General features: G+C 56.2%; 19 protein-coding genes. 13 read left to right on the top strand and 6 right to left on the bottom strand.

The window, feature by feature from the left end:
* Window positions 1-376 precede the first annotated feature (376 nt).
* The 4 genes from AC07N8_RS02980 to AC07N8_RS02965 all read left to right on the top strand — a co-directional run bounded on the left by AC07N8_RS02980 (window position 377) and on the right by AC07N8_RS02965 (window position 3,418).
* The gene (locus AC07N8_RS02980; protein WP_493147165.1) at window positions 377-910 is read left to right on the top strand and encodes a BRO-N domain-containing protein; all 534 of its coding nucleotides are present in this window, start codon (window positions 377-379) and stop codon (window positions 908-910) included.
* Window positions 911-1,023: 113 nt separating this feature from the next.
* Complete coding sequence (locus AC07N8_RS02975) at window positions 1,024-1,737, top strand: HNH endonuclease (RefSeq protein ID WP_483841700.1); 714 nt, start codon at window positions 1,024-1,026, stop codon at window positions 1,735-1,737.
* Window positions 1,738-1,929: 192 nt separating this feature from the next.
* A complete protein-coding gene (locus tag AC07N8_RS02970) occupies window positions 1,930-3,147 on the top strand; it encodes an S-type pyocin domain-containing protein (protein ID WP_483841701.1) in 1,218 nt (405 codons plus the stop codon).
* Window positions 3,148-3,154: 7 nt separating this feature from the next.
* Window positions 3,155-3,418 carry a colicin E3-like toxin immunity protein gene (locus AC07N8_RS02965; protein WP_483841702.1) on the top strand — a complete coding sequence of 88 codons (264 nt, stop codon included), beginning with the start codon at window positions 3,155-3,157 and terminating at the stop codon, window positions 3,416-3,418.
* 265 nt (window positions 3,419-3,683) lie between these two features.
* Here the strand turns inward: AC07N8_RS02965 and AC07N8_RS02960 are convergent, their stop codons facing one another.
* Entirely contained in the window at window positions 3,684-3,929 is a 246-nt protein-coding gene (locus tag AC07N8_RS02960) for a type II toxin-antitoxin system Phd/YefM family antitoxin (RefSeq protein ID WP_483841703.1), read from the bottom strand.
* Window positions 3,930-4,177: 248 nt separating this feature from the next.
* On the opposite strand from AC07N8_RS02960, the gene AC07N8_RS02955 reads away from it, so the two are divergent.
* A complete protein-coding gene (locus AC07N8_RS02955; RefSeq protein WP_493147151.1) occupies window positions 4,178-5,167 on the top strand; it encodes a hypothetical protein in 990 nt (329 codons plus the stop codon).
* Between the two features lie 7 nt (window positions 5,168-5,174).
* On the opposite strand, the gene AC07N8_RS02950 is transcribed toward AC07N8_RS02955, so the two are convergent.
* From AC07N8_RS02950 to AC07N8_RS02940, 3 genes are all read right to left on the bottom strand, one after another.
* Window positions 5,175-6,356, bottom strand: coding sequence for a hypothetical protein (locus tag AC07N8_RS02950; RefSeq protein WP_493147153.1), 1,182 nt, complete (start codon window positions 6,354-6,356; stop codon window positions 5,175-5,177).
* Between the two features lie 36 nt (window positions 6,357-6,392).
* Window positions 6,393-7,565, bottom strand: coding sequence for a hypothetical protein (locus AC07N8_RS02945; protein ID WP_493147155.1), 1,173 nt, complete (start codon window positions 7,563-7,565; stop codon window positions 6,393-6,395).
* A 103-nt stretch (window positions 7,566-7,668) separates the two neighbouring features.
* On the bottom strand, window positions 7,669-8,484 hold the full coding sequence (locus AC07N8_RS02940; protein WP_493147157.1) for a sulfite exporter TauE/SafE family protein: 816 nt from the start codon (window positions 8,482-8,484) through the stop codon (window positions 7,669-7,671).
* 112 nt (window positions 8,485-8,596) lie between these two features.
* On the opposite strand from AC07N8_RS02940, the gene AC07N8_RS02935 reads away from it, so the two are divergent.
* The 4 genes from AC07N8_RS02935 (at window position 8,597) to AC07N8_RS02920 (ending at window position 10,498) form a co-directional block, all read left to right on the top strand.
* Entirely contained in the window at window positions 8,597-9,364 is a 768-nt protein-coding gene (locus AC07N8_RS02935) for an AraC family transcriptional regulator (protein ID WP_483841708.1), read from the top strand.
* 93 nt (window positions 9,365-9,457) lie between these two features.
* Window positions 9,458-9,775, top strand: coding sequence for a helix-turn-helix domain-containing protein (locus AC07N8_RS02930; protein ID WP_483841709.1), 318 nt, complete (start codon window positions 9,458-9,460; stop codon window positions 9,773-9,775).
* Window positions 9,776-9,820: 45 nt separating this feature from the next.
* The gene (locus tag AC07N8_RS02925) at window positions 9,821-10,174 is read left to right on the top strand and encodes a type II toxin-antitoxin system RelE/ParE family toxin (protein WP_483841710.1); all 354 of its coding nucleotides are present in this window, start codon (window positions 9,821-9,823) and stop codon (window positions 10,172-10,174) included.
* 3 nt (window positions 10,175-10,177) lie between these two features.
* Entirely contained in the window at window positions 10,178-10,498 is a 321-nt protein-coding gene (locus AC07N8_RS02920) for a helix-turn-helix domain-containing protein (protein WP_077431412.1), read from the top strand.
* 17 nt (window positions 10,499-10,515) lie between these two features.
* On the opposite strand, the gene AC07N8_RS02915 is transcribed toward AC07N8_RS02920, so the two are convergent.
* On the bottom strand, window positions 10,516-11,574 hold the full coding sequence (locus tag AC07N8_RS02915; protein ID WP_483841711.1) for an MBL fold metallo-hydrolase: 1,059 nt from the start codon (window positions 11,572-11,574) through the stop codon (window positions 10,516-10,518).
* A 215-nt stretch (window positions 11,575-11,789) separates the two neighbouring features.
* On the opposite strand from AC07N8_RS02915, the gene AC07N8_RS02910 reads away from it, so the two are divergent.
* Together AC07N8_RS02910 and AC07N8_RS02905 are read left to right on the top strand one after the other, a co-directional pair.
* Window positions 11,790-12,407 (top strand): TetR/AcrR family transcriptional regulator, encoded by a 618-nt coding sequence (locus tag AC07N8_RS02910; RefSeq protein ID WP_483841712.1) that lies wholly within the window; start codon window positions 11,790-11,792, stop codon window positions 12,405-12,407.
* A gap of 120 nt (window positions 12,408-12,527) precedes the next feature.
* On the top strand, window positions 12,528-13,061 hold the full coding sequence (locus AC07N8_RS02905) for a DUF1003 domain-containing protein (RefSeq protein ID WP_077431409.1): 534 nt from the start codon (window positions 12,528-12,530) through the stop codon (window positions 13,059-13,061).
* A 7-nt stretch (window positions 13,062-13,068) separates the two neighbouring features.
* Here AC07N8_RS02905 and AC07N8_RS02900 read toward each other — a convergent pair whose 3' ends face one another.
* Entirely contained in the window at window positions 13,069-14,010 is a 942-nt protein-coding gene (locus AC07N8_RS02900; RefSeq protein ID WP_493147161.1) for a LysR family transcriptional regulator, read from the bottom strand.
* A 15-nt stretch (window positions 14,011-14,025) separates the two neighbouring features.
* Between AC07N8_RS02900 and AC07N8_RS02895 the strand changes: the two genes are divergently transcribed.
* Window positions 14,026-14,724: a CTP synthase C-terminal region-related (seleno)protein gene (locus AC07N8_RS02895; protein WP_493147163.1), complete on the top strand. Its 699-nt coding sequence runs from the start codon at window positions 14,026-14,028 to the stop codon at window positions 14,722-14,724.
* A 5-nt stretch (window positions 14,725-14,729) separates the two neighbouring features.
* On the top strand, window positions 14,730-15,014 hold a 285-nt coding region (locus AC07N8_RS02890), incomplete at its 3' end, for an antibiotic biosynthesis monooxygenase family protein (protein WP_495065922.1).

Genomic DNA, 15,014 nt, shown 5'->3' with positions numbered 1-15,014 from the left:
CCAAGGACGGTGAAGATCTCAAAGACCCGGTTTCCAGTGGACCGTAAGGCTGCTCCGCTTAAGTGAACAGCATTACGATCTGATCGGGGCTTTTTTATGGGCGATGGTTAGTCGTTTTCCATCCCTACGCGACAACGCAAAATCTCCTACAGCACTTACAGCCGTATCCGCATTGATGCCAGCTCAAAGCACCTCTAAGCTCCATTGCAGGTGCCTAAGAAACGCCCAACGTAGAAGCTTCGCCAATCACACAGACGCACAATTCACCTTTGGGTGATTTGTTGCTCGAATGTGATGGCTTTGTTCGTTGGGATTTCTTAAGCCCACTCTACGCTGGGGTCAGGCCCTCCAAAATCTAAACGTAGAGGTCATGGATATGTCCGATCCTTTTTCTGTAACAGTCTTCTCTCGTCACAACCTCGCTCTACATGCCCTTCTACTCGAAGACCAGACCTGGTTTTGCGCTCGCGATATCGGTCGCTTGATGGGTATCCATCTGAGCGAGCGCATGGTCAATAAACTCGACAAAGATCAGCGTCGCGTTTTGTGGATTGAGTATTTCCGGCAGCCCGAAAAACAACTGATGCTCAGCGAATCCGGCGTGTACGCGCTACTGGTGTATCACTACGTCCCAGGGAATCGATTGTTGCGTGAGTGGTTGACTCATCAGGTGGTGCCGGCCTTGCGCGACGCAGAACATTCGGGACATTCAGATCGCCCGATGCTGAGTTTGTTGGATTGGCCGGAAATGTCGTTGAGCTTGCTGCACTGGCAGGATGAAGGTTGGATTCGGCTTCGGGATATGCCCTACCTGTTAAACGATCAGACCCAACGGCGGGCTACGGTGGCGAAGCCTTGGTGGAGGAAGGTGGCGCAGGTGTTCCAGCCTTCGAAGCACTCGATGGGTTAGAGATGTGTTTGTAGGATTACGCGAGATCCGTCGCTATTTTCTGTAGGAATTTTCGTAGACAGCCGTAATGGCCACTCAGTATCGTCCGAGGGTTTTCAGCCCTCGGCGATCTTATGGACACGGAAAAGAGCAACAGCGATTGGACTGACATTGAGATTCAGGCTGCGGTAGACGCCTATCTCAGCATGTTGTCCCGCGAACAGAGTGGTCAGAAAGTCGTTAAGACTGAGGAGAATCGCATCCTGCGCGAGGGAGCCTTAGCCGGTAGGACCAAAGGGTCGGTTGAGTTTCGAATGCAGAACATCTCTACCGTGCTGGTGGAGCTGGGTCGAGCTCGCATTGCGGGATACAAACCCGCAAAGAATGTCGGCGCGAATGTGGCGCGAAGCATCCGAGAAGCACTCAACGCTCCAAGTACTTTGACGCCTGAGGATTTTTCCCCGACGGCGGATGAAGAAACACTGGAGAAACGAGCTGCCAAACTTGAGAAGCAGCCGATTAAAGGCGTGCCAACGGGGATTGAGCGCCCCGAGCAAACTCAGTCCAGCGGCAAATCTTTTGTTCGCGATCCCGAGGTGAGAGCTTGGGTTCGCCAACAAGCTAACGGTAGATGCGAAGGCTGCGGCGAGCCCGCTCCGTTTGAAAAGGATGGCAAGCCGTTTCTTGAGGTTCATCACGTTAAGCATTTGGCGCAGGAAGGTTCGGATCGTCCGAGCAATGCTGTAGCGCTGTGCCCGAACTGTCATCGACGTTGTCACCATTCGAGTGACAGGGATGAGTTCACAGCCTCACTGTTTCAGAAGGTGGAACGGCTGAAGCTTGAGTGATTGAGCCTGTAAAACTTCATCGGCACATGTGCACGAAAACGGCGAGTCGTAAGAATTGCGCTGCCCTCCCGATAAAAAGAGAAAACGCTTAGGGTCATCAAGGACTCGTCCTACAGCCACGATCAGCCACCTTCGTTAACGTCGCGCAGCCCCTTTTCCGGGGATGCCGATGGATGAACGAAAGGATGATCAGTGGCTGGCAACAAGGACATTCCGCGGATTAAGAATCCGCCCTCCGGTGATGGGCATCACGTCACTCACCGCTTCATGACCGCCACCGAATTGGCCGAGCGAGACGCCAGACAAAAAGCCTACGAGGCCATGCTGGGCAGGCAAGACGCCTTCGAGCGCAGCCGTCAGGTCATAGCGGAAAAGCAAAGGCCGGCTCAAGTCGGATGTGTCTTTGCCAAGTCCTGCAACCTGCCGGACGCCATCATCGATTACTCGAATCCTTCGGGTGTGGTGCCGACCGACAGCCTCAAGAATTACGGCGAAATTGCCTGGCTCGGTGCTCGTGATGCAGACGATGCCGGGCTGCTGAATCTCGAAACCTTCAGCGGCAGTACCGTTTCGCTCGGCATTGGCCGTCTTGCGCTTAGCGTTCCGACTCTCGTTGCTCCAGCATTGTCGCTTGGTGCTGCGGGAGCCGCAGTGCTGGCGGGTGTCGTCGCCTTGTTCTGGACGCCGAGCCTCGGTGATAGCGCGCTCTATACCGAAGACCAACTGCGTGCGCTGAAACAGGCCAGAACCCGCGTTCGGTTGCAGGTCGAACAACAGGCTGATGGCAGTCTCAAGGGCTACGGGTTCTATACCGGCAAGAATCGCGATTGGGAAATGGTCGATGTCGTGCAGTTCACACTGCGCGGCAGCCAGCAGGTGGCAGATCTCGGGGAGGGTGTTGAGCTGATCTGGACGCCAGCAGTGGATGGTTCGGACATCCTCGGCATTCCAGCGCTGGAGGCTGCACCGCAGGCGCCGCATATTTGGGTGTATCCGCCGACGCCGGCGGCGGCCAGCATCATTGTGAATCCGATGTATCCGCCTGAGTACAAGGATTTCATTCTGGTGTTCCCGGCGGGATCGGGAGTAAGACCGGTTTATATTGTGGTGAGTGCTAGGGGCAAAGGCACAGCCGAAGCGGGCCACACCTATCACCCAGCCCCCGAAACCGCAGACATTACTGCATTTCCTGGATTGAGAAGAACAAAGAAGAAAACCCCATACGCGGGAGGACTTCGGGATCGCTGGACTGATGCGAAGGGTAGAACAATTTACGAGTGGGATTTTTTACATGGTGAACTCGAAGCCTATCGTTCAAGTGATGGCAGCCACTTAGGTTCTTTCGACTATCAGACTGGCGATCAGCTGGACCCACCGAAGAAAAATCGAAGCATCAAAAAATATCTATGAGGACGTTATGGGACTGAAAATCAGGCTGGAATGGTATGACAAACGGACCGAGATGGGCGAAGGGGAGGAGTTATCGAAAGACTTTGGCGATGATGGTTCTGTTATCGAAGCACTAGGCATACCCATTGAAAACAACGTGAACAATGGCGGTTTCAACGTATCTCCCGACTGGGTCAGTACTCTTCAGCCCCATTTCCACCATACCATTCAGTTGCTCTCCTATGACTACCAAGTTGCGTTCGTCTATCGAGACAAGTGGCAATCGAAGTGATAGATGGACTGAAAAATTCAACACAAAAAAACCGACTATCCTCCTGATCGGGTTTTGTTTACTCGTTTCTTCACATAGTGCGACACGCGACTCGTCAGCTCATGTTTGCGGGATCCCGGACTACTACGAAGACCAACAAGGGCAAGCGGCCTCGCACAGCTAGTGGTCGTTTCGAGAGAATGCGGTGATGTTACGAATCGCGAGTGATCTCGCCCACAAGGAAATCTGCGGCAGGATCTGCTCCCGGTGCTGGATCATCGGACCGTCACCAACTGTCGTCAAACCCATCAATGATGTCTTCGGGAGTCTTTGTAAAATCCGCAGACATTCGAATTTTGCCCTTCAATCGTCCAGGTTTACGCGCCTGAGACATTTCGACATGAGGTAGCAGATTTAGATAAGGTTTCCCGTCCTTGACGATAACAACCGTATCGCCACGCCAGGCACGCTCAGCGAGTTGAAAGAGTTGGGACTGTGCTTCGTGCATATTTACTTGTAGCCGATCAGTCATATGGCACCTCCATAGATTTAGCCACGCTAGCTGAAGCCTGAGAATTTCGATAGCCGTGGCGATCCTGCTTTCCGTTGAAGGTTATGAACGATAATGCGTGGCGCCCTTGGGTTTTTCGGGAGCAAGCTTCAGTTCTACAGAGGATGGTGTGTTTTCGCAGATTGTGCGGTGTGCTGAAAACAGTCAGTGCAACCCGCCCCGGCTCCCGCTATTAATACCCTTCCCCACTCAAGGATCCGAGCCCGGCCATGAAATTCGACCTCGCCTACTGCCTCAGCCTCGACGACAAGCTGTCGATCTATGACGTGCGCGATCTGAACTTCGACGAAACCATGGAGTTCGACTCCGCCAAAGAGCACTTCCAATGCCCCAACGATAAATGCAGGGCGGTGTTCGATACAGCCAACGTGCTGACAACCTTCAACGCCAAAAACGTGAATTACATCCGCACCCCACACTTCAAAAACACCCCCAGCACCCAGCATGTGGCGGCCTGTCCTTATGTCAGCCTCAAGGCGACGGCAACCGGTGTGGACGCGGACGGTGCGGAAACAGATGACAGTCGCGAGGAGCATTTCCCGTCGGAATTATTACTGACTCGACGTCAGTATATGCGTCAGCCGTCGAACCCAGCGGGCGCGGCGGATGAGGTCCAGGACATCCCGAAAACCGTTTCGGCGGACAGTCACTCAGAGCACCCGACCCGCGAAACAGCGCCGGACAAAACCAGTGTCTTCGCCCACCCGGTAGAGTGTTTTGTGTCGAACTTCGAGGACAAGGAGCTGCTAAAGCGCATGCCGCTGAAAATTGGCGAGCACACGGCGCCGTACGGCTCGTTCTTCAAGAAGATCGAATACCTGACGGACAACAAGGGGCTGATTTACTGGGGCAAGATCAAGGAGATCAAGGATTACACCCAGAGCTTTCGCATCGATTTCGAACAGAAGGTCTGGTTCAAGCAGGCGGATGAGGGGAAGAAGAAGCCTTATTCGGTCAATGTTTACTTGAGCAAGAAGCTGATCGACAACTACCGCAAGCGCAAAGCGTTTCTGGAAGAGATCAAGCACGCCATCGAGAGCACGAAGGATTTGTATTGCTTCTTTTATGGCGTGACGCCGGAGTTGAAGCAGGTGCCGAGCAAGAAAAACCCCGAGCAGACGTTCGGGGTGTTCAGTGCGAATATTGAGAACCTGGATCACTTCATTATTCGGGAAGCGCCGGGGTTGGCGGATAAGTAATTCAGCGTCAGGGCAACTTCAATGCTACGTGACCGGGGTGTTGTTTGACCAGGTTGTACGGCAGGACGCTCCATTCCACGCTTCGACACATGGCTTCGTTGTGAGCAAAGGAAGGCAGCAACTTGATGCCTTGGTCGGTGAAGTACCAGGAGGGGAAGATCCACGACTGTTCTTCACCGTAGACGCAGCCATCATTGCGTTCAGTCGTGGTGGTGACTTCCTCGGGATAGAGCGAACGCAATTGACCTACCAGCCACGGTGCCAGTTCTTTGGTGCGGTATTCGGAATAGGCGCGATAAGCATCATTGGATGCCTTGTCGTCGAGCTGGCTTAGTTCGTAGTGCTGCGGTTCGCCCAGTCCTATCCAAAGCACATCTTCCAGCGCCAGGGTCTTGCCGGTCTTGGTATCGAGATTGAACGGCATGTCCCTCTCATCCGAGTAAGACCCACCACAGTTGTCCTCAGCCATGATGTTCACGCTAATCACCGAGGGTGACATCCATAACGGATCGGCCGTTTGGCTGTAGACGTACGTGCCGGGCTGGGTGAGGCAGTCGTGAAAGCTGACGACTTGCTGCCACAATCGCCCCATCAACTGCTGATTGATGCGTTGCCGTTCTTCGGCGGTGTAACCCGAAACCACTTCAAACAACGACATCCCGGATTGCGGTTCGCTCCACCATTGCAGCGTGTAGCCCATGAAGGTTTCGGTTTTGCCTTGTTTGAGTTTCATACCTTGCAGGCGCAGGTATTCATAAGGCGCCACGTCATGGAGCGTAGCGAGAAAAGGCAAAGTACCAACAGGAACAGGTGGTAGTTTGGCTCGCAGCAGTTCTATCTTCAGGAGTTTACCTTGGGGGCTGGTCCATTCCCCGGACAAGCCGTTGGGGGTGGGCTGAAGACGAATGTTCGGGCGCGGTTCACCTTCGTTATCGCGGTAGTTGCCCTCCTCAAACCTCAGCGCCTCACCGTCCTTTGCGCCACTGATTATTAAATCCTTGCGGTACTTCTGGTAGAAGTAACGCCCGCTCAAGTTCTTGCCATTATCGAAGTTCACCTCCAACACAATCGGCGAATTGCCTAACGTTCCGGTGTAGACCTGCTTGCCACTGTCGGCGCCCAGCGCAGTAGAAACAGTTGAGCACACCAGCACGACAACGCCGGTCAAACGACACAATCCTTTGAACATCAAAATCATCCTTGGGTAGATGTTTCCGTATAGAGCCTAGGGTAGTTGCAGTGCTACGCCGCCGGGGTGCTGTTTGACGAGGCTGTAGGGCAGAACGCTCCAGCCTATGTTTCGGCACACGGCAGCCACGTGAGGGAAGGAAGGCTCTAACCGGATACCTTTTTCGGTGAAGTACCAATCTGGATAGTGCCAAGGGTAATCATCGTTGTAGCCGCAGTCGTTCTCCCCCTCTGGCGTTGTCGTCATTTCCTTGGGATAGAGCTTAAGCAATTGCGCTACTAGCCAAGGCGCCAACTCCTTGGAACGGTAGTCGAAATAGGCATCGGAAGACTCGGATGAAGGTTCATCGTAGTCGTAGGATTGCTCGAAATGCAGTGGCTTGCCCTGCCCCACCCACAGCACGTCATCAAGCGTCAGGGCTTTGCCGGTGCGGGTATCAAGATTGAGCGCCTCGTTGTACTGATCCGGGTAAGCGCCACCGCAGTAGTACTCGAATGAGAGCGTCGTGCTCATCACGGAGGGCGTCATCCACGACGGCTGCATCGTCTGATTGTAATAGCTCTCACGGCCATCGACGTAGCACCCGAAATGCCCCTCCACACCCTGCCACAACCGCGCCATCAACTGCTGATTGATGCGCTGTCGCGCCTCAGCGGTGTAACCCGACACCACTTCAAACCCTTCTGTTTTAGTCTGTGGCTCGCTCCACCATTGCAGCGTGTAACCCATGAAGGTTTCGGTCCGTCCTTGTTTGAGTTTCAGGCCTTGCAGACGTAGGAATACGTACGGCGCCTTATCATGGAGTCTGACGAGGTAGGGCAACGAATCGGCGGACACCGGCAGGAGTTTGGCTTGCAGCAACTCGACCTTGAGGACTTTGCCTTGGGAGCTGGTCCATTCGCCGGACCAACCGTCGGGCTTGGGATGCAAGCGAAATTGCGGGAGAGGCTTACCCTCTTCGTCAGGCGAGTTACCCTCGTCGAGTAACAGGGTTTCACCTTCTTTTTTGCCGGTGAGCACTAGATCACCGCGGTACTTTTGGTAGAAGTAGCGGCCCTCACCGCCGTTGGCGTTCACCTCCAGCACAATCGGCGTTTTGCCCACGGTTCCGGTGTAGACCCGAGTACCGTTTTCAGCCCACAGCGCGGTAGAAAATGTTGTGCACACCAGCACGACAACGCCGGTCAGACGAAACAGTCCTTTGAACATCACATCATCCTTGAATGAAACGAGCGTCGGCTCGCGGTAAAGAGCCGCGGATTATGGCGAAGCATCGTTCGAGAATCGATGAAAAGCTACACGCCGATAACATTCAACTCAGGCACATGCTGATCATCACCAGCATCAGCAAACCGATATACACCTGCGCATGGGTTCTATCCGCTATCCGCCCGATCCACGGTGTGGCCAATCGAATCCCCAGCAACGATCCCATCGTCAACACCGCAAACGCCAGCAGATCCACATACCCGATAAACCACGATCCCAAGTCAAACTCGCTGACCCCCGCCATGGCCATGTAAGTCACCGTCCCGGCCACCGCGACCGGCAGGCTCAACGGATTGGCCATGGATGTCGCCTGACTCATGCTCAACCCACAGCGTCGCAACAACGGCACGGTCATGACACTGCCGCCCACTCCGAGAAACGTCGCGATGGCGCCAATGCCTAAACCACCGCCGGACACTTCTGCCCTGCCCAATCGTCGTGGGATTGAGTTATCGGTGCGTGTAAGAAATCCGCGTCTAACCAAGCAATCCACAATAGTCACGCCCAAGTACGCGATGAACGCATAACGAATCACCTCGCCACTGACCCACATCGCGGCGACCGCGCCAACCACCGCGCCCAAACCAATGAACCCGCCTAATGGCCACAGATAATGGCGAATGAGGTTACCGGCGCGCCGGTGTTTGCCTGTGGCGATTAGTGCGTTGACGATCATCACGCAGGTCGACGTCGCCACGGCAATGTGCATCGCCGATTGGCCTACGGGTTCGTCGGCGCCATGGCTGGCGGTGAGCAGGCGGTAGAGCAATGGCACGACGACGAAGCCGCCGCCGAAGCCGAACAGCACCGCCGTGATGCCGGTCATGCAGCCGAAGAGTGTTAGCAGGAGATAGAACATGGCGCGTCGTCCGTTGGTTGGGAGCGGTCGACGATAGAGCGATGCGCCTTGGCCTGCTTCAGCAAGTCAGCCAATAATGTTCGCGTTTACGCCAACTGCTGGAAGCCGCTCGATGCGCAATGTTTCGATTGATCTATTGGATGACACGCCTCGCTCGGTGGTGGCGATCGGCACGGATTATTCCCACGGCCATGTGCTGCCTCGTCATACACACCGGCGGGGGCAGTTGTTGTATGGCGCCACCGGGGTGATGCAGGTCAGCACCCATGACGGCAATTGGGTCGTGCCGCCACAGCGGGCGGTATGGATTCCGCCGGGCGTGGCGCATGAGGTGCTGATGCTCGGGGTGAGTACACGCAGTGTGTATATCGAACCGGCGGCGGTTGATCTGGGAAATCGCTGCCAGGTGATCAGTGTGTCGCCGTTGATGCGGCATTTATTGATGGAGGCGGTGGAGATCCCGCTGACGTATGACGAGGCCGGGCGTGACGGAGCACTGATCGGCTTGCTGCTCCACGAACTGGCGCGCAGCGCTCACCTGCCGTTGCACATTCCCCTGCCCGTCGATGAGCGATTGCTGGGGTTGTGTCAGGCGTTTCTGCGGCAGCCGAATGTTCACCAGTCGCCGCAGCAATGGGCCGATCAATTGCACATCAGCCTGCGGACGTTTAATCGATTGTTTCGACAACAGACCGACCTGAGTTTCAGCCAATGGCGGCAGCGAGCCTGCGTGGTATTGGCCCTGGCGCGGTTGGCCTCGGGGACGGCGGTCACGCGCATCGCGCTGGATTTCGGTTATGACAGCCCGGCCGCGTTCTCGACCATGTTTCGTCGCGTACTGGGGCAGCCACCGTCCGTCTGGATGGAACCCTCGAAATAGCACAAATCAAAAAATGAGTTTGATCCGGGCGCAAAACAACTGTACAAAAACACAGTACATTTTAAATCAGCACTCTCGAGCCCGGAGAACACCATGGCCTCTCATGCGATGAAAATCACCCTGGAACGTATCGCCCTCTTCCAATTCACCCCGGCCCACTGCGCCCAGGCCCGAGCGATGCTGGGTTGGAGTGTTAATGAGCTGGCTCGGGAATCCTCAGTTTCGGTAGAGGCCATCGAGCGGTTTGAGGCCAGACGCGATGTGCTGGACGTTACCCGGCTGGCGTTGGCGTATTGCTTTGAGGCGCAGGGGTTGGTGTTTTTCCCAGGGTTTGCGCCGGGTCGAGGGATGAATGTGAAAGGGTCTACGCCGAACCCGGTCGGGCGGGCGGATTATGCGATGGTTGAGTAAGAGAATCATCGATTGACGATTATCCCCATATAGGCATATTTTTGCATGAGTACAAGGAAGTCACTCCTGTGGGTTTGCAGCAGTACAAAAGATCTCAAGCAAATGCCCGCAGATGTACAAGACGTTTTTGGTCACGCTCTAGATTTGGCGGAACGCGGCTTAAAGCATCCCGAAGTAAAGCCTCTGAAGGGCTTTGGAGGTGCTGGTGTACTTGAGGTGGTCGAGGACTTCGATACGAACACTTACCGTGCCGTTTATACCGTTCGCTTTGATAACGCAGTTTATGTTTTGCACTGCTTTCAGAAAAAATCGACTTCAGGCGTCAAAACCGCACAGCGCGATATCGAGTTGATCAGAATCCGACTCCAAGCAGCACAGGAACATTGCAAAAGGATCTAAAACATGATTGAAATCGAAGAAAGCAGTGGGAACGTCTATGAAGACCTAGGGACGCCCAATGCCAATGAAATGCGAGTCAAATCTCAGCTAGCTGCAAAAATCGGCGAGATCATCAAGGCTCGTCATTTAACTCAAGTTCAGGCTTCACAAATTTTGGGCCTATCGCAACCCAAGCTTTCTGAGATGTTGCGCGGTAAGTTTCGCGGTATCAGTGAGGCCAAGATGATGGAATGTCTTTCCCTGCTAGGACGTGATGTGCAAATCGTTATTAAATCGGCCCCCCGTTCGAGAAAAGAGGGCCGGATTGAAGTGATTTTCGCCTGAGTGGTGTAAGCCCGTTGTTATGCGTTCTGCGCTGTGACCTGATCGCGTTCACTTTCCGTCCCGAACCACCACGCACTCCCCCGCTGCGGATACTTCACGTTAAACGCCTCGCCCATTTGCGGCGTGGTGATGGACACATTGCGCTCCCAGGCCAGTGCCAAAATCCGGTCAAAGGGCTCGAACCAGGCGTGCATCGACAGATCGAAAGTGCCGTTGTGGATCGGCAGTAACCAGCGTCCTTTGAGGTCGATGTGCGCTTGCAGGGTTTGCTCTGGCTGCATGTGCACGTGCGGCCACTCGACGTTGTAGGCGCCGGTTTCCATCAGTGTCAGGTCGAACGGGCCGTGCTGTTCGCCGATGCGTTTGAAGCCTTCGAAGTAGCCGCTGTCGCCGCTGAAGAAGATCCGCGTGTCGCCGTCGATCATCACCCACGAAGCCCAGAGCGTGCTGTTGCCATCAAACAAACCACGGCCGGAAAAGTGTTGCGACGGGGTGGCGATGAACTGGATGCCGTCCACTTCGGTGCCCTGCCACCAATCGAGTTGGCGCACTTTGCTGGCGTCCACGCCCCACTTGATCAGCGTGTCGCCGACGCCTAGCGGGGTGAGGAAGTAGTTGGCCTTGTCCGCCAGTTTGAGCACCGCGTGATAGTCGAGGTGGTCGTAGTGGTCGTGGGACAGGATCACCGCTTCAATCGGTGGCAATTCTTCCAGGCTGATCGGTGGCTGGTGGAAACGCTTGGGGCCAGCCCATTGCACGGGTGAAGCGCGCTCGGCGAAGACCGGGTCGGTGATCCAGAATTTGTCCCGCAGTTTCAGCAGTACGGTGGAGTGGCCGAGGCGGTAGACGCTGTGGTTGGGTGCTGCGATCAACGCCGCCTGGGTCAGGGTTTGCACCGGCACCGGGGCCGCCGGGCGGGTGTTGCGCGGTTTGTGGAAGATCATATTCCACATGATGCGCAGCATTTTGCGAACGCCTTCGCGTTGCACGGGTGCATGGTTTCGAAAGAGTCCTTCTGCCTGACGGGAAGCTTCAGGCGTAGGGGCGTTATCCGCAGGGGAAGTAGAAGTGGCCATGACTGAGTGACTCCAGAAAAACCGCAAGATTGCAGTTCTTCACGGTGGGACGATAAATGGCCAAAGCACGCACGCATCAGCCGGACGATCTATTTTTCGCTGGGCAGGATTAACGAAACGTTACACTGCACAGTGTAGTTTCTAGGTTGCATCAAAGCTGATGACAAGTAAACTACCGAGTGTAACTTTCCTTTGCCTCCTGCCGAAGCGTACTTATGACAGCTCCACAGCGCCTCACCGACCGAAAACGCGCAGCCATTATCCAGGCGGCGATTGTCGAATTCCGTGCCAACGGTTTCGACATCACCAGCATGGACAAGATTGCCGCCACTGCCGGCGTGTCGAAGCGCACGGTGTACAACCACTTCCCGAGCAAAGAAGAGTTGTTTGCCGAAATCCTCAATCAATTGTGGACGCGGGTGCTGTCCGAACAGGAAACGGCCTACCGCCCTGACCAGCCCTTGCGCGACCAGATGCGCGTGATGTTGCAGGCGAAAATGCACATGCTCGGCGATGAGAATTTTCTCGACCTGGCACGGGTGGCCATCGCCGCCACGATCCATTCGCCGGAACGCGCGCAGAACATGGTCGCCAGAATGGGCGAGCGTGAAGAAGACCTGACCGTGTGGATTCGCACAGCGCAGGCCAATGGTCGATTGAAACCGGTCGACCCCGCGTTTGCCGCCCAACAGATTCAGGGAATGCTCAAGTCATTTGCGTTCTGGCCGCAGATTTCCATGGGGTTGCCGGGGCTGTCACCGGAGATGCAGACCACCGTGGTGGAGTCGGCGCTGGACATGTTCCTGGCCTGTTATCAGGTCTGCGAAAAATGACACGGTTCCACCCTTCCCCTGCAGGGCTCGGTGCTAAATAAATCTGCGCTATGTGTTTCAGAATGAAACTGGCGCGGGGGCTATAGTGAGCGTCAGTCCCAGCGCCATGCAGAGAGCATCATGACCACCCCAACCACTGATACAAAACCCGTCGTCGATCATTTGCGCTTCCACCGCCCTCACGCGCACCTCGCGCCAACCTTCGGCAACGACAAATTTGCCCTGCGTGCGGAAGCCTTTGCGCGGTTCTTTGGCACGCCGACTTTTCTCGGGGCGCAGACGCTGATCGTGGTGTTGTGGGTGTGCCTCAACCTGTTCGGCGTGGCCCACTTCGACCTGTACCCGTTCATCCTGCTCAACCTGGCGTTCAGCCTGCAATCGGCTTACGCCGCACCGCTGATTCTGCTGGCCCAGACCCGTCAGGCAGCGCGCGACAAGGCGCAGTCCGACGCCGATGCGCAACACCGCGAAGCCTTGGCTGTGGCCAACAGCGAACGTCAGGCCCAGGCCGCGCATAACACTGCTCAACTCTTGGCATTGCTTGAGCAAAACACCCGGCTCACGGAGATGACCAAGACTCTGACCGAACGCATCGAAAACCTGACCTCGGAGATGCATCAGCACTTCGTGCGCAAAGAGCCGCCCAAGGTTTAACCCTCACTCAAGGCAATCGCAGCGCCCGCCCCAACTCATCAAACAGCGTCACCACCGAGCGCAATGCGCGGCAGTCCGGGCGGGTCAGCAGCCAGAGCGCGGTGTCGTAACCGTGCAAAGGACCGGTCAGCGGCTGCAACGTGTCGCCGATCAAAAAGTCCGGTAATGCCGCGACACCTAAGTCGGCCCGTACCAGTTCGGTCACCGACAACATGCTGCTGCAGCGATAGGCCGGCGTGACGCCGGGCAGGTGCTGACGCCGCCAGGCAACGGTGGGATGGTCAGGCAGGAAATCATCAGGCGCGATCCAGGTCAGCGAGGCCAGGTCTTCAGGGTCGACAGACTTCAGGTACCGCTGACTGGCACACACCCGGTAGGAAATATCCGCCAGACGTCGACCGACCAAATGCTCGGGCGGTGTACGCGTCAGGCGCAAAGCGATGTCAGCATCTCGACGACTGAGGTTGGCGAAGTCGTTGGAGGTGCTCAACTCAATGGTCAATGCCGGGTAGGACGGCATGAACTGCGCCAGCGCCGGCAGCAGCAAACCTTGCAGAACCGAATCGGTGCACGTCAGACGCACGGTGCCGCTGATGACTTCCCCGCCCTGCTCCACACCAATTCGCGCCGCGTCCAACGCATGTTCCGCTCGCTCAGCCTGCTCGGCCAGGGTTTGCGCGAGTGTGGTTGGCAAATATCCGGCGCGGCTCTTTTCGAACAGTTGTTGCCCCAATGCCGCCTCCAATCGGCGGACGGCGCGAAACACTGTCGAAACGTCGACCTTCAACAAGCTCGAGGCCCGCGCCAGAGAGCCGCCGCGCACCAGGGCAAGGATCAGTGCCAGGTCGGGATAGTCCAGTCGATAGTGCGTCGCTGCATTGATCACTTGGGATAACGCCAATATTGAGTGCGTGAACGCCAATCTATAGTGGGTACCAGGAATCAACAAGCCGAGAGAGCACTCATGGAAACCACCTTAACCCGCATCGCCCTGATCGGGGACTACGACCTTCAAGTCACCGCCCACCAAGCCATTCCCATTGCCCTTGGCATGGCCGCCGAAGCGTTGCAGCTGGACGTGCAATTCCGGTGGTTGGCCACCGACCAGATCAGCGCCAACACACCGCTGCAAGATTTCGACGGTTTCTGGTGCGTACCTGGTAGTCCTTATCGAGACATGGACGGGGCGTTACGGGCGATCCGGTTTGCCCGGGAGCAGCAGCGACCGTTCCTCGGCACCTGTGGCGGGTTTCAACATGCGGTGTTGGAGTACGCCCGTCATGTGCTGGGTTGGGAAGATGCCGAACATGGCGAGACGCACCCTGATGCCGCGCGGGCGCTTCTGACGCCACTGACCTGCTCGCTGGTGGAAGCGGTGGACAGCATTCATCTGGTTGAAGGTTCGTTGATCGCCAACGCGTACGAAACGACTGAAATACGCGAGGGATATCACTGCCGCTTCGGTGTGAATCCTGAGTTCGAACGTGAACTATTGATCCAGCAACTTCACGCCGTTGGCCATGATTCGCAGGGGGATTTGCGGGCCGTTGAGCTCAGGGCGCATCCGTTCTTTGTTGCCACGCTGTTCCAGCCGGAACGTGCCGCGCTGAAGGGTGTTCTACCGCCGCTGGTGCGCGCTTTCATCAAGGCTTGTGTGAGGTAGAAACCATGACGACGCCTTACTACGCGGTAATTTTCACCTCCCGGCGCACTGAAGGTGATCAGGGATACGCCGAGGCGGCTGAACGCATGGTGGCACTGGCCCGTGAGCAGCCGGGGTTTCTCGGCGTAGAGTCGGCTCGGGGTGAGGATGGGCTCGGGATTACGGTTTCGTATTGGGCCAGTGAAGCGGCGATTCTGGCGTGGAAACATCATCCCGAGCACAGTGAGATTCGTGAGCGTGGGCGGTCGACCTGGTATGCGGAGTGTCAGACGCGGGTGTGCAGGGTTGAA

It is taken from the genome of Pseudomonas sp. GW821-FHT10C09, assembly GCF_059415465.1.
This window is presented reverse-complemented; position numbering and strand designations above follow the sequence as displayed.